The 18,257-nt window shown below is 74.1% G+C and carries 18 protein-coding genes, 1 tRNA gene and 1 riboswitch; of the genes, 9 read left to right on the top strand and 10 right to left on the bottom strand.

Going from position 1 to position 18,257, the window contains the following annotated elements:
- The first annotated feature begins 40 nt into the window (after positions 1 to 40).
- Positions 41 to 1,072, top strand: a complete 1,032-nt coding sequence (locus NL142_RS13235; protein WP_435080118.1) for an aldo/keto reductase — start codon at positions 41 to 43, stop codon at positions 1,070 to 1,072.
- On the opposite strand, the gene NL142_RS13230 is transcribed toward NL142_RS13235, so the two are convergent.
- A complete protein-coding gene (locus tag NL142_RS13230) occupies positions 981 to 2,447 on the bottom strand; it encodes an MFS transporter (RefSeq protein WP_435080117.1) in 1,467 nt (488 codons plus the stop codon). The genes NL142_RS13235 and NL142_RS13230 overlap by 92 nt on opposite strands.
- Positions 2,448 to 2,603: 156 nt before the next feature.
- On the opposite strand from NL142_RS13230, the gene NL142_RS13225 reads away from it, so the two are divergent.
- On the top strand, positions 2,604 to 3,461 hold the full coding sequence (locus tag NL142_RS13225) for a LysR substrate-binding domain-containing protein (RefSeq protein WP_194636070.1): 858 nt from the start codon (positions 2,604 to 2,606) through the stop codon (positions 3,459 to 3,461).
- A gap of 30 nt (positions 3,462 to 3,491) precedes the next feature.
- Here NL142_RS13225 and NL142_RS13220 read toward each other — a convergent pair whose 3' ends face one another.
- A complete protein-coding gene (locus NL142_RS13220) occupies positions 3,492 to 3,992 on the bottom strand; it encodes a hypothetical protein (RefSeq protein WP_435080116.1) in 501 nt (166 codons plus the stop codon).
- 40 nt (positions 3,993 to 4,032) lie between these two features.
- Positions 4,033 to 5,688 carry an alpha-amylase family glycosyl hydrolase gene (locus NL142_RS13215; RefSeq protein WP_435080115.1) on the bottom strand — a complete coding sequence of 552 codons (1,656 nt, stop codon included), beginning with the start codon at positions 5,686 to 5,688 and terminating at the stop codon, positions 4,033 to 4,035.
- Positions 5,689 to 5,868: 180 nt separating this feature from the next.
- Positions 5,869 to 5,952, top strand: a riboswitch (ZMP/ZTP riboswitch).
- Between the two features lie 32 nt (positions 5,953 to 5,984).
- Here NL142_RS13215 and glyA point away from each other — a divergent pair.
- Positions 5,985 to 7,262, top strand: coding sequence for a serine hydroxymethyltransferase (glyA, locus tag NL142_RS13210; protein WP_160448208.1), 1,278 nt, complete (start codon positions 5,985 to 5,987; stop codon positions 7,260 to 7,262).
- Positions 7,259 to 8,161 (top strand): bifunctional methylenetetrahydrofolate dehydrogenase/methenyltetrahydrofolate cyclohydrolase, encoded by a 903-nt coding sequence (locus NL142_RS13205; protein ID WP_435080114.1) that lies wholly within the window; start codon positions 7,259 to 7,261, stop codon positions 8,159 to 8,161. The genes glyA and NL142_RS13205 overlap by 4 nt, the downstream gene beginning before the upstream one ends.
- A 61-nt stretch (positions 8,162 to 8,222) precedes the next feature.
- Here NL142_RS13205 and NL142_RS13200 read toward each other — a convergent pair whose 3' ends face one another.
- Genes NL142_RS13200 through galT form a run of 4 tightly spaced genes read right to left on the bottom strand, consistent with a single transcriptional unit; the run spans position 8,223 to position 12,081 of the window.
- Positions 8,223 to 8,816: a gamma carbonic anhydrase family protein gene (locus tag NL142_RS13200; RefSeq protein ID WP_435080113.1), complete on the bottom strand. Its 594-nt coding sequence runs from the start codon at positions 8,814 to 8,816 to the stop codon at positions 8,223 to 8,225.
- A gap of 22 nt (positions 8,817 to 8,838) precedes the next feature.
- Positions 8,839 to 9,753: a GNAT family N-acetyltransferase gene (locus NL142_RS13195; protein ID WP_435080112.1), complete on the bottom strand. Its 915-nt coding sequence runs from the start codon at positions 9,751 to 9,753 to the stop codon at positions 8,839 to 8,841.
- Between the two features lie 28 nt (positions 9,754 to 9,781).
- Entirely contained in the window at positions 9,782 to 10,942 is a 1,161-nt protein-coding gene (galK, locus tag NL142_RS13190; protein WP_435080111.1) for a galactokinase, read from the bottom strand.
- Complete coding sequence (gene galT / locus NL142_RS13185) at positions 10,939 to 12,081, bottom strand: galactose-1-phosphate uridylyltransferase (RefSeq protein ID WP_435080110.1); 1,143 nt, start codon at positions 12,079 to 12,081, stop codon at positions 10,939 to 10,941. Before galT ends, galK begins: the two co-directional genes overlap by 4 nt.
- Positions 12,082 to 12,173: 92 nt before the next feature.
- On the opposite strand from galT, the gene NL142_RS13180 reads away from it, so the two are divergent.
- The 3 genes from NL142_RS13180 to NL142_RS13170 all read left to right on the top strand — a co-directional run bounded on the left by NL142_RS13180 (position 12,174) and on the right by NL142_RS13170 (position 14,217).
- Positions 12,174 to 13,001, top strand: a complete 828-nt coding sequence (locus NL142_RS13180; RefSeq protein ID WP_435080109.1) for a DeoR/GlpR family DNA-binding transcription regulator — start codon at positions 12,174 to 12,176, stop codon at positions 12,999 to 13,001.
- Positions 13,002 to 13,011: 10 nt separating this feature from the next.
- Positions 13,012 to 13,932 carry an aldose 1-epimerase family protein gene (locus NL142_RS13175; RefSeq protein WP_435080108.1) on the top strand — a complete coding sequence of 307 codons (921 nt, stop codon included), beginning with the start codon at positions 13,012 to 13,014 and terminating at the stop codon, positions 13,930 to 13,932.
- 90 nt (positions 13,933 to 14,022) lie between these two features.
- Positions 14,023 to 14,217: a hypothetical protein gene (locus NL142_RS13170; protein WP_435080107.1), complete on the top strand. Its 195-nt coding sequence runs from the start codon at positions 14,023 to 14,025 to the stop codon at positions 14,215 to 14,217.
- Here NL142_RS13170 and NL142_RS13165 read toward each other — a convergent pair.
- Complete coding sequence (locus tag NL142_RS13165) at positions 14,214 to 14,459, bottom strand: hypothetical protein (protein ID WP_234425060.1); 246 nt, start codon at positions 14,457 to 14,459, stop codon at positions 14,214 to 14,216. The genes NL142_RS13170 and NL142_RS13165 overlap by 4 nt on opposite strands.
- Positions 14,460 to 14,701: 242 nt before the next feature.
- On the opposite strand from NL142_RS13165, the gene NL142_RS13160 reads away from it, so the two are divergent.
- Entirely contained in the window at positions 14,702 to 16,081 is a 1,380-nt protein-coding gene (locus tag NL142_RS13160) for a hypothetical protein (protein ID WP_435080106.1), read from the top strand.
- A gap of 15 nt (positions 16,082 to 16,096) precedes the next feature.
- On the opposite strand, the gene NL142_RS13155 is transcribed toward NL142_RS13160, so the two are convergent.
- Positions 16,097 to 16,876 carry an SGNH/GDSL hydrolase family protein gene (locus NL142_RS13155; RefSeq protein ID WP_435080105.1) on the bottom strand — a complete coding sequence of 260 codons (780 nt, stop codon included), beginning with the start codon at positions 16,874 to 16,876 and terminating at the stop codon, positions 16,097 to 16,099.
- Between the two features lie 221 nt (positions 16,877 to 17,097).
- Between NL142_RS13155 and NL142_RS13150 the strand changes: the two genes are divergently transcribed.
- Complete coding sequence (locus NL142_RS13150) at positions 17,098 to 18,072, top strand: acyltransferase family protein (RefSeq protein ID WP_435080104.1); 975 nt, start codon at positions 17,098 to 17,100, stop codon at positions 18,070 to 18,072.
- A 45-nt stretch (positions 18,073 to 18,117) separates the two neighbouring features.
- On the opposite strand, the gene NL142_RS13145 is transcribed toward NL142_RS13150, so the two are convergent.
- A tRNA-Lys gene (locus NL142_RS13145) sits at positions 18,118 to 18,190 on the bottom strand.
- Between the last annotated feature and the right edge of the window lie 67 nt (positions 18,191 to 18,257).

Raw genomic sequence — 18,257 nt, 5'->3', positions numbered from 1 at the left:
CGGGCAGGGACGCCCGCGGCGGATCCGATGGAGGAACCACATGCAGTACCGGAATCTCGGGAACAGCGGCGCGGTCGTCTCGACCTACGCGCTCGGCACCATGACCTTCGGCGCGGAGGCCGACGAGGAGACCTCGGGGCGCATCCTCGAGGCGTACGTCGAAGGCGGCGGCACGTTCATCGACACGGCGGACGTCTACACGTCGGGCGTCTCCGAGGAGATCGTCGGCCGCTGGCTCGCGGCGCACCCGACCGAGGCCGACCAGCTCGTCGTCGCGACGAAGGGCCGCTTCCCGATGGGGGAGGGCAACAACGACGTCGGCACCTCGCGACGCCACCTCACCCGCGCGCTCGACGACTCGCTCCGCCGCCTCGGCGTGGACACGATCGACCTGTACCAGATGCACGCCTGGGACGCCGTGACCCCGCTCGAGGAGACCCTGCGCTTCCTCGACGACGCCGTGCGCGCCGGGAAGATCTCGTACTACGGCTTCTCGAACTACCTCGGCTGGCAGCTGACGAAGGCGGTCGGGCTCGCGAAGGCGCTCGGGTACACGCCGCCCGTGACGCTGCAGCCGCAGTACTCGCTGCTCGTGCGCGAGATCGAGTCGGAGATCGTGCCCGCGTCGCTTGATGCCGGCATCGGCCTGCTGCCGTGGTCGCCGCTCGCGGGCGGCTGGCTCACCGGCAAGTACCGCCGCGACGAGACGCCGACCGGAGCGACGCGCCTCGGCGAGGACCCGGAGCGCGGCATGGAGGCGTTCACGCCGCGGAACGGCCAGGAGCGCACGTGGGCGATCCTCGACGAGGTGCGCCGCATCGCCGACGCCCACGGATCGAGCTCCGCCCGCGTCTCGCTCGCGTGGCTCGAGGCGCAGCCGGCGGTGACCAGCGTGATCCTCGGCGCCCGCACCGTCGAGCAGCTCGAGGACAACATGGCCTCGGCCGACCTCGAGCTCACGGCCGACGAGATCGCGTCGCTCAGCGCGGTGAGCGCGCCCGTGGTGTCCGACTACCCGTACGGCCCGGCCGGCGTGCAGCAGCGCCACCGCGCGATCGACGTGCGCGGCTGATCCCGCCGCCGGTCGTCCCCTCGTCGGCTCCGGCGACGCGGGGGCGGCCGGCACCCGGCGCCCGGGGCGTGATCCGCACGCGCGGCACGTGCCGCCGCACCACGACCTCGAGGGTCAGCTGCCCGCGGCGGGCCAGGATCACGGCCACCACCGCAGCGGCCAGCGCCGGCATCCCGCCGGACACGACCATGCCGGCGTGCACGCCCCACGCCTCGACGATCCCGCCCATGAGCGGACCGCCGATCGCCTGGCCGCCGAGCAGCACGAGCACGTAGACGCTCATCACGCGCCCGCGGATGGCCACGTTGCTGGAGAGCTGCACGAGCGAGTTCGCCGCGGTCTGGAACAGCAGCGACGCCATCCCGACCGTCACGAGCAGCACCGCGAACGGCGCGATCCCGGGCATCAGCCCCGCGGCCGCCTGCAGCAGGCCGGTGATCCCGACGCCGACCACGATGGTCCGCAGCCGCACGGTCGCGCGGCGCGTCGAGAGCAGCGCGCCCGTGAGCGCGCCGATCGCGACCATCGAGTTGAAGAACCCGTAGCCGCCGGCGCCCACGTCGTAGACCTGGCTCGCGAACGCCGCGAGGAGCACGGGCATCGTCAGGCCGAAGACGCTGAACACGGCCACGAGCACGACGGGCCACAGGATGGTCGGCTTCGAGCGCGCGTAGCGGAGGCCCTCCGCGAGCTGGCCGCGGCGGCGCGGGGCGGGCGGGATGCGGATCAGGTCGCGGGTCTTCAGGCTCCACAGCGTGAGGACCACGACGACGCACGCGAGCGCGTTGATCGCGAACGACCAGCCGGCGCCGACCGCGAGCAGCAGGACCCCGCTGAGCGCGGGTCCCACCATGCCGCCGAGCTGGAACACCGACGAGTTGACGCTGATCGCGTTCCGCAGGTGCTGCTGCCCGACGATCTCGGTGACGAACACCTGGCGCGCCGGGTTGTCGATCACCGTCACGAGACCGGTCGCGAATGCGATGGCGAAGATGTGCCACGCCTCGACCGCGCCCGAGAGCGTGAGCACGGCGAGCAGCGCGCTGAGGAGCGCGTAGGTGCCCTGCGTGATCATCATCAGCATGCGCTTCGAGCACCGGTCGACGATGACGCCGCCGAGCAGGCCGAAGAACAGCATCGGCGCGAACTGCATCGCGACCGTGATGCCGACCGCGGTGACGCTGCCGGTGAGCTCGAGCACGAGCCAGTCCTGGGCGATGCGCTGCATCCAGCCCGAGGTCATGGCGATGACGTTGGATGCCGTGAACCGGCGGAAGTTCGGCACGCTCAGGGCGATGAGCGTGTGACGCCACGGCGGGCGGCGGGTCTGGATCGGGAGCGGGGCGGTCGGGGGGAAGGCGTTCGGCGGGGTCACGGTGTTCCTGCGGTGGCGGTTGCGTATGGGTGGCGTCGGTTCTGCATGGATGCGGCTCGGCGTCGAGCCGCGATCGACGCTACCCGCGGGCTTCCCATTCGGATCCCGTCTCGACATGATGAGTGGCATCACATCCTCGAATGGCCGGGAGGCGCCGTGCTCGACCCGACCCTGCTCGCGACGTTCCTCGCCGTCGCCGACACCCGCAGCTTCACGCAGGCGGCCGCGCGGCTCGGGATCAGCCAGCCGACCGTGAGCCAGCAGGTGCGCCGGCTGGAGCGCGCGGTCGACCGCACGCTCATCGCGCGCGACACCCGGGCCATGCGCCTCACCGACGCGGGCGACGCCATGGCGGGCTTCGCGCGCACGATCCTGGCGGCGCACCGCGCGGCGGAGAGCTACTTCGGCGGATCCGAGGTGAGCGGCCGCCTGCGGTTCGGCACCGCGGACGACCTCGCGATCACGCAGCTCCCGCGGATCCTCCGCCACTTCCGGCAGCTGCACCCGCAGATCGAGCTGGAGCTCACGGTCACCCAGAGCGGGCCGCTGCACCGGCGGCTCCTCGCGGGCCAGCTCGACCTGATCCTCACCAAGACCACGGTCGACGAGCAGCCGGGCGCCCGGCTCGTGGGCCGCGACCGCATGGTGTGGGTGGGCCTCGAGCGCACGCTGGTCGAACCCGGCGCCATCGTGCCGCTCATCGCGTACCGCGCCCCGAGCATCAGCAGGCAGATGGCGATGGACGCGCTGGAGCGGGAGGGCCGCACCTGGCGGATCACGTGCAGCACGCGCGACGTGAACGGCGTGCTGGCCGCGGTGCGCGCGGGCATGGGCGTGGCGGTGCTGCCGCAGGCGCTGATCCCGACGGACCTCGTGAAGGTGACCTCGCGGCTCGGCCTGCCCGAGCTCGACGAGGTGGACTACGTGCTGATGGACAACCCGGCCGGGCCGCGCGCGTCCATCGAGGCGCTGACGTCGGCGATCATGTCGCGCGGGGTGACGCGCGCGAGCTGATCGGCGTGAGCTGACGAGCGGTGGCCGCCGCTACCAGCGGGCGACGGGCGGCAGGTCGTCGGGCCAGGCCTCGCGCGCGCGGTCCCTGCGCCCCCGGCCCCGGCCACGGCCGGCCGGCTGGTGCGGCGGCTCGGGCTTGTCGGGATCCGCGGACGGGTCGCCTGGCTGCTCGAGCTGCATCGCGAGCGCGCGCAGCCGGGCGTCCAGCTCCGCGTGCGCGGCGGCGGCCTCGTCGAGCCGGGCGCGCTCGTCGTCGACGTCGGCGGGGATCCGCGTGGCCTCCTCGAGCGGCACCGCCTCGGCCTCCGCCTCGGCGAGCCGGCGCGCGCGGCGGCGCGAGGCGATGATGCCGAACGCGCCCACGCCGATCTGGAACATGCCGAGCCAGCCGGACGCGTCGTTGACGGGAGCGAGCACGTGCCACGCGCCGAGCGCGATCCAGCCGATGTTGACCCACATGGGCCACGCGAACCCGGATGCGGCGCGCGCGCCCTCCCTGGGCTCGTCCGTGCCGCGTCCCTCGTCGCTCATGCCGTTCCTCCGTGCCGACCCGCCAGTGACCGCGAGTGTGTCACGCGAGGTCGTGAGTCGCCTGGAGCCAGACGAACGTGCGCGGGCTGAGGACGATCCCCTTGGTGAGGCGGAGGCGCTCGTCGCGCACGAGGTCGACGGCGTGCTCCGCGAACCCGCCGAGCGTCTCCGCGGAGACCGTCGCCGGCTCGTCGCCGAGGTTCGCGAGCACGAGGACCGTGCCGTCGTCGTGCGGGCGCTGGTAGCCGAGCACGTGCGGGTCGTTCGCGTCGAAGCCGACGACGCGCGTGCCGCCGAGCGCGGGCGTGGCGCGGCGGACCGCGACGAGCCGGCGGATCCCGGCGTGGATGACGCCCGTGCTCGTGGTGCGGTCGTCGCGCTGGTCGTAGCGCTCGAACGGGTAGAGCGGGCGGTTCACCCACCTGCTGTCGTCGGCGTGCGCGGGGACGTCGTCGTAGCCGTAGTCGTTGAGCTGGCCGACCTCGTCGCCGAGCACGATCAGCGGCAGGCCGCCCGTGCTGAGCGCGATGGAGTGGGCGAGCAGGATCCGCTCGACCGCGCCCGGGTCGTCCTGTTCGAGGCCCGCGAGGGATGCCGTGGTGCCGGCGACCGCGCCGCCCGGGTGCCGGATGCCGCGCGCGTGGCTGCCGGGGAACCCGCCCACGTGGTACTCGGCGAGGAAGCGACGGTGCTCGTCGGGGTCGATGCCGAGGGCGCGCGCGTCGTCGTCGTCGAAGGCGAAGCGGAGCGCGTCGTGGCTGCGGACGCGCGCGGTGCGCGCGGAGCCGGCGGGCACGTCGCCGCGGCGCTCGAGGGCGCGCGCGAGCAGGGCGGCGGATCGGGTGGCGAGCGCCTCCCAGACGAGCGCGGTGAGCGCCGGGTCGTCGGCGAGGCGCACGGCGTCGCCGTCGAGGAGCTCGGCGGATCCGCGGGGGTCGGCATCGGCGGCGACGGCCAGCGCGAGCGCGGGGGAGACGCGGCGTCCGAGGGCGGCGATCAGACGGAGGAGCGCGGCCCGGTCGGCGTCGTGGCGCTCGCCGAGGACGTCGGCGGGATCCACGCGGACCACGTCGGCCCCGGCGGCGGCGAGGGCGACGGCCTCGCGGACGGCGCCGCGGATCCGGTCGGCGAGGGGCGCGTCGGCGTCGACGGGGGAGAGGTCGACCGCGAGCGTGAGGCCGGCGGCGTGCAGGGCGTCGGCGAGGTCGCCGAGGTCGGCCGCGGATCCGAGGCCCGCACGCACGCGCACGCCCGGCGCCGGGAGCGCCGCGGGATCGGGATCGGGGTCGGCGGCGGCGGAGGGCTCGGCGACGGGCGTGATCTGCAGGTGCGTGAGGCCGAGGTCGCGGAGGGCGGGGATCCGCGCGGCGAGGCCACGGAGGTCGTCGGCGTAGCGGTCGACGTAGCAGACGCCGCCCGTGCGGCGGTCGAGGTCGAGGCCGTCGGGGGATCCGTCGGTCGGGGCGCGGCGGGCGCGCACGTCGCCGAGGTCGGCGGCCAGCGCGTCGGCGAGCTCGTCGGCGTCGTCGCCCACGAGCGGACGCAGCTCGGCGGCGACGGCGTCCCGGTCGAACGGGGGCGCGCCGGCCGGTTCGGCGGGGGCGCGGTCCTCGTCGGTGGACGCGTGGTCCGCGCGCGCGTCGTCGCGGTCGTGTCCGCCATCCGCGGGATCGGTCGTGAGCGCTGCGCTCCCCATGCTCGGTCCTTCCTCCGCATCCGGCGGGCACCGTCGCCCGACCCCCTGATCCTACGGGCGGGCGGTGCCCGAGACCCTCTGAACCGTTCGTGCCCTTCGCATCTCCTCGCTCGGCGGCCAGGCGCACCTGCGTCCCGGGCGGCCGCGCGCCTCGCGGGCGCGCGCCCGCACGGGTAGGATCGGACCCGTCGCGACTGGCGTTCGGATGGGTCACCATCGGGGAGCGACTCACACGGTTGGTGGCCGTACGCCTGGGCCACGACGCATCCATTCGTCCACCGTGCTCAAGGAGTCCCATGCCCGTCGACCAGTCATTCAACGCCCCCCTCTCCGAGGTCGACCCGGAGATCGCGGCGGTCCTCGAGCAGGAGCTCGGCCGTCAGCGCGGCACCCTCGAGATGATCGCGAGCGAGAACTTCGTCCCGCGCGCGGTGCTGCAGTCGCAGGGATCCGTGCTCACCAACAAGTACGCGGAGGGCTACCCGGGCCGCCGCTACTACGGCGGCTGCGAGTTCGTCGACGTCGCCGAGCAGCTCGCCATCGACCGGGCGAAGAGCCTCTTCGGCGCCGAGTTCGCCAACGTCCAGCCGCACTCGGGCGCCACCGCGAACGCGGCCGTCCTCGCCGCCATCGCGCAGCCCGGCGACACCATCCTCGGCCTCGAGCTCGCGCACGGCGGCCATCTCACGCACGGCATGAAGCTCAACTTCTCGGGCAAGCTCTACGACGCGGCCGCGTACGGCGTCGATCCCGACACCTTCCTCATCGACATGGACGTCGTGCGCGAGAAGGCGCTCGCGCACCGCCCGCAGGTCATCATCGCGGGCTGGTCGGCGTACCCCCGCCACCTCGACTTCGCCGCGTTCCGCGCCATCGCCGACGAGGTCGGCGCGAAGCTCTGGGTCGACATGGCGCACTTCGCCGGCCTCGTCGCCGCGGGCGTGCACCCCTCGCCCGTGCCGTACGCCGACGTCGTCTCCTCCACCGTGCACAAGACCCTCGCGGGCCCCCGGTCCGGCGTGATCCTCAGCCGCGACACCGCGCTCGCCAAGAAGCTCAACTCCGCCGTCTTCCCGGGGCAGCAGGGCGGCCCGCTCATGCACGTCATCGCGGCCAAGGCCACGGCGTTCAAGATCGCGGCCACCGAGGAGTTCGCGGACCGGCAGCGTCGCACCATCCAGGGCGCGCAGATCCTCGCCGAGCGCCTCGTCGCGGCCGACTCCACCGAGGCCGGCGTCTCCGTCCTCACGGGCGGCACCGACGTGCACCTCGTGCTCGCGGATCTGCGGAACTCGCCCATCGACGGCAAGCAGGCGGAGGACGCGCTGCACGAGGTCGGCATCACGGTCAACCGCAACTCGGTGCCGTTCGACCCGCGCCCGCCGATGGTCACCTCCGGCGTCCGCATCGGCACGTCGGCGCTCGCGACCCGCGGCTTCGGCGAGACCGAGTTCACCGAGGTGGCCGACATCATCGCCGAGACCCTCAAGCCCGGCAGCGACCTCGCCGCCCTCCGCGCGCGTGTGCTCACGCTCACCGACGGCTTCCCGCTCTACGAGGGCCTCACCCAGTGACCGCGGTCGTGCTCGACGGCGTCGCCACCGCGTCGGCCGTCAAGTCCGAGCTGGCCGTCCGGATCCGCGCCCTCCGCGAGCAGGGCCTCGTGCCCGGGCTCGGCACGCTCCTCGTGGGCGACGACCCGGGATCCCGCTCCTACGTCGCGGGCAAGCACCGCGACTGCGCCGAGGTGGGCATCGAGTCCATCCGCGTCGACCTCCCGGCCGACGCCACCGAGGCCGACGTGCGCTTGGCGATCGAGCGGCTCAACTCGGATCCGGCCGTCACGGGCTACATCGTGCAGCTGCCGCTCCCGGCGGGCATCGACGAGAACGCGATGCTCGAGCTCATCGACCCGTCGAAGGACGCGGACGGCCTGCACCCGACCAACCTCGGGCGGCTCGTGCTCGGCGTGCAGGGCGAGCTGACCTCGCCGCTGCCGTGCACGCCCGCGGGCATCGTCGAGATGCTCCAGCGCTACGAGGTGCCGATCGCCGGCCAGCACGTGGTCGTCGTCGGGCGCGGCCTCACGGTCGGGCGCCCGCTCGGCCTGCTGCTCACCCGCAAGGGCCTCGACGCCACCGTCACGCTCACGCACTCCCGCACGCGCGACCTCGAGCAGGAGGTCCGCCGGGCGGACATCGTGGTCGCGGCCGTGGGCGTCGCGCACCTCATCGAGCCGGAGTGGGTCAAGCCGGGCGCCGCGGTGCTCGACGTGGGGATCACGCGCGTCGTGGATCCCGAGACCGGCAAGGCGCGCCTCACGGGCGACGTCGACCCGGCCGTCGCCGAGGTCGCCGGGCACCTGTCGCCGAACCCGCGCGGCGTCGGGCCGATGACCCGCGCGATGCTGCTCGCCAACGTGGTGCAGGCCGCCGAGCGCGACGCGCACCTGGCCGCCGAGCTGCGCGGCTGACGGCGCTCGCCGCGACAGCGCTCGACGCGCGCGCGGCGGCGACGGTGGAGGGGACGGCCGGTCAGGCCGTCCCCTCCTCGCGTCCGGGCTGCGTCGACTCGCCCAGCAGGACGGCCGGCGTCGGGATCGCCCCCGCGTGCAGCCGCGCGTTCTCGACGTAGTGGTCGGCGTTCGCGCGGAGGCCCGCCACCTCCTCGTCGGTGAGCTCGCGCCGCACCTTGCCGGGCACGCCCGCGACGAGCGAGCGCGGCGGGATCACCTGCCCCTCCAGCACGACGGTGCCGCCGGCGAGCAGCGACTCCCGGCCGACGACCGCGCCGTTCATCACGGTGGCGGACATGCCCACGATGCAGTCGTCCTCGATCGTGCAGCCGTGAAGCACCGCGTTGTGGCCGACGCTCACGCCCCGGCCGACCGTGAGCGGGAAGCCCGCGTCGACATGGCAGCTCACGTTGTCCTGCAGGTTGGAGCCCGCGCCGATCCGGATTTCCGCGGCCTCGGCACGCAGCACGGCGTTGAACCACACGCTGGATCCCGCCGCGAGCGTCACCCGCCCGACGACGCGCGCGCCCGCCGCCACGAGGGCGTCGGGCGCGATGTCGGGCGCGGGCGATCCGGGGAGCGCGCGGACGGTGGCCTGGGGATCGACGGTCATGCCGCCAGGGTAGGCCGCGGGGTCAGGCGCGCGGGCGCATCCGCGTGCCGCGCTCCATCGGCGCGAAGCCCGCGGCGACGTAGGCGTCCCACGGGGCGCGGTAGTAGGGGAGCGGCGAGGCGTTGATGAACACGTCGCGCCCGCCCAGCTCGCCGACGCGGCGGCAGACGTCGAGCGCGAGGGTCTGCGCGAGGCCCCGGCGGCGGTGGGCGGGCACGATGCCGAGCGGCTCGAGCTCCGTCCACCCGCTCGCCGGGTCGAGCCACGCCGTGCAGGTGCCGGCGAGCGAGCCGTCGGGGGCCTCGATCACGAGGTCGAGGTCGCGCCGGTACACGGCCGCGGCCTGCATGGCCGCGTAGCCGTCCGCGTCGAAGCGGCTCTCCGCCTCGGGGTCGATGCCCTCGCCGGATCCGTCGGTGAAGGGCAGCTCGACCGGCTTCCAGGCGCGGCGGTGGGCCTCGACCTTGGCCTGCTCCTCGCCCTCCTCGACCGGGCGGATGCGGTACCCCTCGGGCGGCCGCGCTCCCGTGTCGCGGGCGGCGTGGCGGAGCCCGGCGAGCGGGATCGCCTCGTCGACGAAGCCGCGGGCCGCGAGGATCCCGCGCAGCCGGTCCTGGCTGCGGTGCACGGCGACGCTCACGGGCGCGTCCCCGGCCGCGTCGAGGAGCCACGCTGCCAGCAGGTCGGTCGTGCCGTCGTCGCCGGGCGCGCACTCGACGCGCGCGTCGTCCGGCGAGAAGGCGGCCCAGCCGATCACGGCGCCCGCGTCGTCGCGGACCACGGCGATCCGCTCCGGCAGCTGCCCCGTGGACGCCTCCCACGCGAATCCGCCGGGGTGCGTCGACGCGGGGAACCACGCCGACAGCGCGCGCCCGATGTCGCGGACGGCATCGTCCCGGTCGTCGGCGATCTCGGTCAGTCCCGCCGGTGGTCGCATGCCGCCGAGCCTAGGGGCAGGCCCGTCCCTACTGCTCCGCCTTCGCCCCGTCCGACGGCATCACCGTGAAGACGGTCGGGCCCGTGTAGCCGTGCTCCGCGAACGCGCCGTCGATGGCGACCTGGAGGCGCGACAGCGAGTCGACGTCGATGAGCGCGATGGCCGATCCGCCGAAGCCGCCGCCCGTCATCCGCGCGCCGATCGCGCCCTCGTTCTGCGCGACCTCGACCGCGAGGTCGAGCTCCGGGACGCTGATCTCGAAGTCGTCGCGCATCGAGCGGTGGCTCGCGTCGAGCAGCTCGCCGATGGCGCGCGGCCCCTCCTCGCGGAGCGCGCGCACGGTGTCGAGCACGCGCTGGTTCTCCGTGACGATGTGGCGCACGCGGCGGAACGTCTCGTCGTCGAGCACCTCGCGGGCGCGGACCAGGTCGTCGACCGCGAGGTCGCGCAGCGACGACACGCCCATCAGGCGCGCGCCCTTCTCGCACGACTCGCGGCGCGCGCGGTAGCCGCCGTCGGCGTGCGCGTGCGCGACGTGGGTGTCGATCACGGCGATCGTGAGGCCGGCCGCCTCGAGCCCGAGCGGGATGACCTCGGCGTCGAGGGAACGGCAGTCGAGGAACACGCCCGCATCCTGCTGACCGAGGAGGCTCGCGGACTGGTCCATGATCCCGGTCGGCGCGCCCACGATCTCATTCTCGGCGAGCTGGCCGACCGCGGCGAGGGTCGGCCGGTCGAGGCCGAGGCGCCAGATGTCGTCGAGCGCGAGGGCGATGGATCCCTCGAGCGCGGCCGAGGAGGACAGCCCCGCGCCCACGGGCACGTCGCTGTCGATGAACACGTCGAAGCCGGGCACGGCGCCGAGGTCGGCCCCGCGCTGGCCGAGCGCCCAGGCGACGCCGAGCGGGTACGCCTGCCAGCCCTCGATGCGCTCGCCCGTGAGGTCGGCGAGGCGCGCCTCCACGACCTCCTCGGAGAAGGAGCTGGCCAGGCGGATCCGGTCGTCGTCCCGCGGCGCGAGCGCGATGACCGTGCGGCGGTCGATCGCGAACGGGAACACGAAGCCCTCGTTGTAGTCGGTGTGCTCGCCGATGAGGTTCACGCGCCCGGGCGATGACCACACGCCGTGCGGCTCGCGCTCGAAGCGGGCGCGGAAACCCTCGCGCACGTCGTCTCGGATGTCGGTCATGCGTCCTCCACTGCCTTGCGGATCATCTCGGCCGCCTTCTCCGGCGGCACGTCGCCGATCCAGGCGCCCATGGCCGCCTCGGATCCGGCCAGGAACTTGAGCTTGTCGGCCGCGCGGCGCGGCGACGTGATCTGCAGCATCAGCCGGATCTCGTCGCGGTGCGCGTCCACCGGCGCCTGGTGCCAGGCGGAGATGTACGGCGTCGGGGTGTCGTAGAGCCGGTCCATCCCCTGCAGCAGCTTGAGGTACATCGTCGCGAGCTCGTCGCGCTCGGCCGCGGTCGTCTCCGCGAGGTCGGGCACGTGGCGGTGGGGGAGCATGTGGATCTCCACGGGCCAGCGCGCCGCGAACGGCACGAACGCCGTGTAGTGCTCGCCGCGGAGCACGACGCGCTCGGACGCCTGCTCGGTCTCGAGGATCCGCTGGAACAGCCCCGGGCCGAACCGCTCGATCGACTCGACGAGGCGGCGCGTGCGCGGCGTGATGTAGGGGTACGAGTAGATCTGCCCGTGCGGGTGGTGCAGCGTGACGCCGATGGCCTCGCCGCGGTTCTCGAACGGGAACACCTGGCGGATCCCGGGCAACGCGGAGAGGGCGCGCGTGCGCTCGGCCCACGCCTCCACCACGGTGCGGGCGCGCGACGGCGCGAGGCCGCTGAACGAGCCGGTGTGCGCGGGGCTGAAGCAGACGACCTCGCAGCGGCCGACCGAGGTGCGGGTGCGCTCCAGGCCGATGGAGGTGAGGTCGTCGTCGTCCACGGGCGCGTCCACCCCAGCGGTGTCGGCGAGCGCGGGCCCGAAGGACGGCGACTTGTTCTCGAAGACCGCGACGTCGTACATGCTCGGGATCTCGGACGGGTTGGTCGGGCTCGCCGGGGCGAGGGGATCCAGCTCGGCCGGCGGCAGGTGCGCGCGGTTCTGGCGCGCGGCCGCGATGGACACCCACTCGCCCGTGAGCACGTCCTGCCGCATCGTCGCGGTGGGCGGCCGGGGCGCCGCGGGGCGGGCGTCGGCGGCGCGCTCGGGCGGGAGGGTCGTGTCGGCGTCGTCGAAGTAGACGAGCTCGCGGCCGTCGGACAGCAGCGTGCGGCGCTGCGTGATCCCGGACGGCGACGTCGTGACGGTCTGGTCGGCATGCATGATCCCTCGATCCTACGGGCTCTCAGGGCTCGGATCTGCGCTCGCGAAACCTACGGCTTGCGTTCCGGCAAGCGGTGGGCGAGGCTCGCGGGATGGCCGACGACTCCGCTCCCGTCCCCGCGGCGACCCGCCGGTCTCGCATCCTCGAGCGTCTCGCCGACCGCGGCTTCGCGACCGTCGCCGAGCTCGCGGCCGACGCCGGCGTCTCGGCCGTCACGATCCGCGCCGACCTCGACGCGCTCGCCGACTCCGCCGCGGTCCAGCGCGTGCACGGCGGCGCGGTCCTCCGTTCCGGTCTCGCCGCGCGCGAGCAGAGCCTCGAGGTGACGCTCGAGTCGGCCGCGGACGCCAAGCGCGCCATCGGCCGGGCCGCGGCCGACCTCGTGGAGAGCGGCCAGAGCGTGGTGCTCGACGTCGGCAGCACGACGCTCCAGGTGGCCCGCGCGCTCGTGGCGCGCGAGGACCTCGTCGACGTCACCGTCATCACGAACGGCCTCACCCTGGCGCTCGAGCTCGAGCGGGCCATGCCGCGCTTCACCGTGGTCGTCACCGGCGGCACGCTCCGGGCGCTGCAGCACAGCCTCGTGGATCCGCTCGCCACCGTCGTGCTCGACCGCCTGCACCCGGACCTCGCGATCATCGGCTGCAACGGCGTCGACGTGCAGCGGGGGATCACCAACGTGAACCTGCCCGAGGCCGAGGTGAAGCGGCGGATGGTCGCCGCGAGTGCCCGCACGGTGGTCGTCGCGGACGGGGCCAAGCTCGGGCGCACGCACCTCGGATCCGTCGCGCCGCTCGACCTCGTCGACACGCTCCTCACGGACGCCGACGCGGATCCGCACGAGGTCGGCCGGCTGCGCGACGCGGGCCTGCGCGTCGTCGCAGCGGCGGGCGAGCCGTCCGCTGCCGCGCGGCCGTAACGTGGATCCCATGAGACCCGTCACCGGAGAGCAGCACCACCTCGTCCACGCCGGCCCGTCGGGCGAGCTCCGCGCCACCGTCGTGCAGCTCGCCGCCGCGATCCGCGGCCTCACCATCGACGGCGTCGACCTCGTCGAGCCCTACGGCGACGACGTCGTCGCGCCGATGGGCGCCGGCATGGTCCTCGTGCCGTGGCCGAACCGGATCCGCGGCGCCCGCTACGAGCTCGACGGGAAGGCCCAGGCGCTCGACGTCTCCGAGCCGTCGCTCGGCAACGCGTCGCACGGGCTCCTCCGCAACACGGGCTACGCGGCCTCCGACCGCGCCGACGACCGCGTCACCCTCTCCGCGACCGTCTTCCCGCAGCACGGCTACCCGTTCCTCCTCGACACCTCCGTCACCTACCGGCTCACCGACGACGGCCTCGTCGTCACCCACCGGATCCGCAACGACTCCGCCGCCGCCGCTCCCGTCGCGGTCGGCGCGCACCCGTACCTCGCTATCGGCGGCGTGCCATCCGCGGAGCTGACGCTCACCGTCCGCGCCGACACGTGGTCCGAGGTCGACGACGCGCTGATCCCCGTCGCCGACCACCCGGTCGACGGCGCCGCCGAGGACCTCCGCACGGGCCGCGTCGTCGGCGAGCTCGACCTCAACACCGGCTACGGTGACGTCCACGTGGAGGGCGGCATGAGCCGCCATGGCCTCACCGCGCCAGACGGCCGCGGCGTCGAGCTCTGGGCCGACGCGTCGTTCGGGTTCCTGCAGGTCTACACGCCGCGCGAGTTCCCGACCCACGGCGGCCAGGCCGTCGCCATCGAGCCGATGACCGCACCGGCCGACGCCTTCAACTCCGGCGTCGGCGTGCGCCGCCTCGCCCCCGGCGAGGAGTGGACGCTCAGCTGGGGCATCCGCGCGACCGGCTTCTGACGGGGACCCGGACCGGGCCTGTGCACGCGGCCCGCGAGACGCCGTGACGTGTGGCCTGATGGGCGGATCCCCACCGCCAGGAGGCCGAGCATGACGAGACGCCCGCCCGCGACGCCGAGCGCATCTCCACGACGGTCGGTCGTCGCCATGATCGTGCTGGCGGCGGCGATGCCCCTGGCCGCGCATCTGGTTCCCGACCTCGCCGCGGTCTGCTGGTCGGCGGGGCTGCTCCTGGTCGTCCTGGCGCTGGTCGTCGTCGTCCGGCGCCGCCGGCGAGCAGGCTAGCCCTCGTCCTCCTGCGCCCACTGCAGCGCGACCCGCTGCGTGTACCGCTCGAGCGCGATCCGGTTCTCCTCGGGCTCGCGCAGCCCGTCGATGTAGGCGAGCAGCCGTCCGACGACGCCCGAGAGGTACTGCACGCCGCGGTCGTCGTGCTCCTCGAGCGCGGACTTCAGCAGGTCGTAGCGCTCGCTCGTCTCCTCGGCGGTCAGCATCGCGATCACGAGTTCGTCGGCCTGCATGCTCATGCGATCCAGCATCGCATCGCCTCCGCCGTGGCCGTCGCGCGGCAGGCGACGGGATCCCCGTGCGCACGCGGATCCGGGCCCCGTGGAGACCGTCATCGCGCCTCCCCGAACTGGGGGTACGCTCCGGGCGGCAGCAGGCCGCACCCTTGCCCTATCCAGCGTGGGGCGTCCGGTGCTCGGGGGAGCGGATCGACGCGACCCGACCGCGCCCGTCAGCACGGCCCACCCGGAAGGCTCCCCCTTTGCCCGAGTCACGCGCGCACGCGCCTGCGCCCATCACCGACCTGCCCGCCGAGGCACTCGCCCAGGACGCCCCGGCGCCCGCCGAGAGGCCGCCGCTCCTCGGCCGCCGCGCCGTCTTCCTCGCCGCCGTCGGCGCGACCGCGGGTGCCGCATCCGTCGCCGCACCCGCCGTGGCGCAGCCCGCCTCGGCCGCCGCCGTCGTGGGCGACCAGACGCGCGTCTACTACCCGGAGCAGTTCGGGTTCGTGCCGTCGGCGGCCGATCACACCAAGGCCATGGCCGCGTTCTTCGCGGCGCTGCAGAAGACCGGCGGCCGGGGGATCCTGCCGCCGTGCGAGATCCGCGTCACGTCGACCGGCATCGACTACTCGAGCGCCGCCTGGCCCAAGCAGCCCCTCTCGGGCGCGCCGTACGGGTACCCGGCCATCTCCATCGAGGGCTACGGCCGACGTGTCACGACCATCCGGCAGATCGCGGGATCCACGGGCGACGTCTTCAAGGTGCAGGGCAAGATCGGCGCCGACGCCGGTCCCGCCGCGAACAACAAGGCCACGGTCTCGCTCACCGGCTTCAGCATCACCGGCACGCGCACGGGCCGCCACGGGCTGTACCTGCGCTCGCTGCTGCACTGCCGGATCACCGACATCGAGCTGAACTCCACCGGCGGCGCCGGCGTCTTCTTCGCCCGCGCGGCCTTCACCGCGGCCAGCGACGAGTACTCCTACGCGAACGTCATCGAGGGCCTGCGCGTCATCACCGCGGGCACCTGGGGCGTCGACTGCGACGGGGTCAACGCCATCGACATCGTCATGCGCGACACAGAGATCGTGAACTGCACGGCGGGCGGGATCCGCATCGCCCCCACCAACGCGCGCTTCGAGAACACGCGCGTCATCGGCTGCGGGGCCGGCAACAAGGCGGCCCGCGGCTTCCTCGCGATCCCCACGAGCAACGCGTCGTCCATGGTCTCCGAGCTCGGCATCAACGGCATGCGCCTCGAGGGCAACTCCGGCGCGGGCGGATACCAGATGGAGATCGGGGCGGGCGTCGGCGCCACCGTCGTCGGCTACAACATCGTGACGGGCGGCGACGGCGGCGCCCACGGCATCGGCGTCGGCCTCGTCGACCAGGGCGGGAGGCTGGCCCAGGACACGTTCGTCGGCCGCGGCACCATGTTCATGACCCCGAGCAAGTACCCGTCGCAGCGCGTCGTCGTGGTGGGCGCGTTCGCGCGCGACACCCGCGTCGAGCGCCCGTCCCTCCCCAACAACCCCGACACGCCATTCGCCTCGATCGTCACGGACCGGGGCGTCCGCAGCGTCGACGGCTTCGGCCGCGCGCTGACCGATCCGGGGACGGGCTCCGCGCCGGCCGGCTGACGTCCGGGCGCCGCCTCAGTCGGCGAGCGCCGCGAGCGACGTCTGGATCCCGGCCGCGATGACCTCGTGCCCGGTGGCGCTGGGGTGCCACTCGTCCTCCGTGCGGAGGTCGGGACGGTCCACGGGCAGCCAGCTCTCCGGACCCGTGGCGTCGATCACGTGGGCCTTCCCGAGCGCGGGCCCCGTGTACGCGGACGCGAGCTTCTCGTAGCTCTGCACGCCCGTCATCGGCGTGATGATCACGGTCTGGGCGTCGGGCCAGCGCTCCGCGATGTCGGCGAGGGTCCGGGTCACGCCGCTGCGCACCGCGACCTCGCCCGGCTTGATGTCGTTGACGCTGCCCTGGAGGACCACGAGGTCGGGCGTGAAGTCGTCGTCCATCGCGGCCAGGCGATCCGGGTACGAGGGCTGGTCGGACGTGGCGGCGAACCCGGTGCCGGCCGCCGCGTTCAGGCGCACGTCGGTCCAGCCCTCGAGGTCGGCGAGGAGCGCCGGGTAGGCGGGCCGCCCCGACGTCTCGATGCCGTGGCCGAGGATGAAGGAGTCGCCGAACATGAGGACCGCGGGATCCTCGGGGAGCTCCAGCGGCGCCACGGGCGCGATCGTGTTGCCGGGCCCGGAGACGAAGCCGGACTCCGCGACGGCGCCCGCGTTCTCGACGGGTTCCGCGCCGGTGCCGAGCGCCGCGACGACCAGGCCGACCGAGCACGCCGCGACGGCGGCCGCGGCCGTCCAGCCGGCGATCCGCCATGCTGCCCGCGCCTTCGCGCCCGCCCGGTATCCGTATTTCCCCACCCGTGAACCGTACGTTCGATCGCGGTCGGCGGTGGCGTCGAAGTCCCACCCCGTTCGGGGGGCGATCACCCCGCCACTGGGATCACCACTGGATCCGCCTCCCGCCGCCGCCCTCCGACACGAGCCGGACACATCGACCCGATACGGTGCCGAGCATGTCTGGGGGAGACGGAACGACGGTCACTGCTGCGCGCGCGGACTGGGTGGATGCGGCCAGGGCGATGGCCATCCTGCTGGTGGCGCTGTTCCATGCGGGCCTCCTGCTGATGCAGGAGGACCTCGCCTCACCGGTCTGGGCGACCATCAACAGCGCGTTCGTCACCTTCCGGATGCCGATCTTCTTCCTCGCCTCGGGGCTCCTCGCGGGGTCGGCCGTGCGCCGCTCCTGGCCGGAGCTCTGGAACTCCCGCATCGCGATCCTCGTGTGGGCGCTGGCGATCTGGTCGGTTCTGCGCTTCCTCTACTTCTCGCTGGTGCCGCTCGACTCGCGTCCGCACGAGGGCGACCCGCGGGCGCTGCTGCTCGCGTTCGTGTTCCCCGCGACGGGCCTCTGGTTCCTGCACGCGCTCGCCGTGTTCCTCGTGGTGGCGAAGATCGCGCACGGGCGCGTGCCGCCGTGGATCCAGCTGGGCGTCGCCGCCGTCCTCTCCGCCCTCTTCCTCAGCGTGCTGCGCATCGGCAGCCTCAGCTGGGACGGCATGGCGAAGTACCTCGTCTTCTTCCTCATCGGGCTGCACGCCAAGGACCTGGTGTTCCGCGTCGCGTCCCGGCCGCGGCCCGTCGCGGCCGCGGCCGCCCTGGTCGCGTTCGGCGCGGCGGGGGTCGCCGTCGAGCTGACCGGCATCAGCGGCGTCCCCGGCGTGCTGCTCGTCGTCTCGTGCCTAGCGATGGCGGTCGGCGTGCTGTGGGCGGCCCTGCTCGCGCGCACGCGGCTCGTGCGACCGCTGCGCTTCCTCGGCCGGAACACGCTGCCCATCTACGTGGCGCACGTCCTCGTGATCGCCGCGGCCTGCGCCGTGCTCGACGCCGTGGGCTTCCAGGCGTCCGGCGCCATGCCGTACCTGCTGCCCCTGGTGGTGAGCGTCGTCGCGATCGCGGCGTCCCTGGCCCTGCACGCGGTGGCGATGCGCACGCCGCTGCGGTTCCTCTACCGCACGCCGCCGTTCCTCGTGCTGGACCGGGGCGGTCGGGGCTGATCCCGCAGGGCGCCGGCGTGCCGGGCGTCCGTCGATCCGTGCCGGTGGGCCCCGTCGGGCTCGAACCGACGACCCAGGGATTAAAAGTCCCTTGCTCTACCAACTGAGCTAGAGGCCCGCGCCCCCGATGCTACGGGATGGGCGGGGGCCGCCTCGGAGCGGGGCGACGTCGCGCGAGGCCGCTC

Origin of the sequence: Clavibacter quasicaliforniensis, from assembly GCF_051201715.1 — a bacterium.
GTDB classification, from domain to species: domain Bacteria; phylum Actinomycetota; class Actinomycetes; order Actinomycetales; family Microbacteriaceae; genus Clavibacter; species Clavibacter seminis.
Note: the sequence above shows the minus strand (reverse complement) of the source record. Positions and strands in the feature narration are given on the sequence as shown.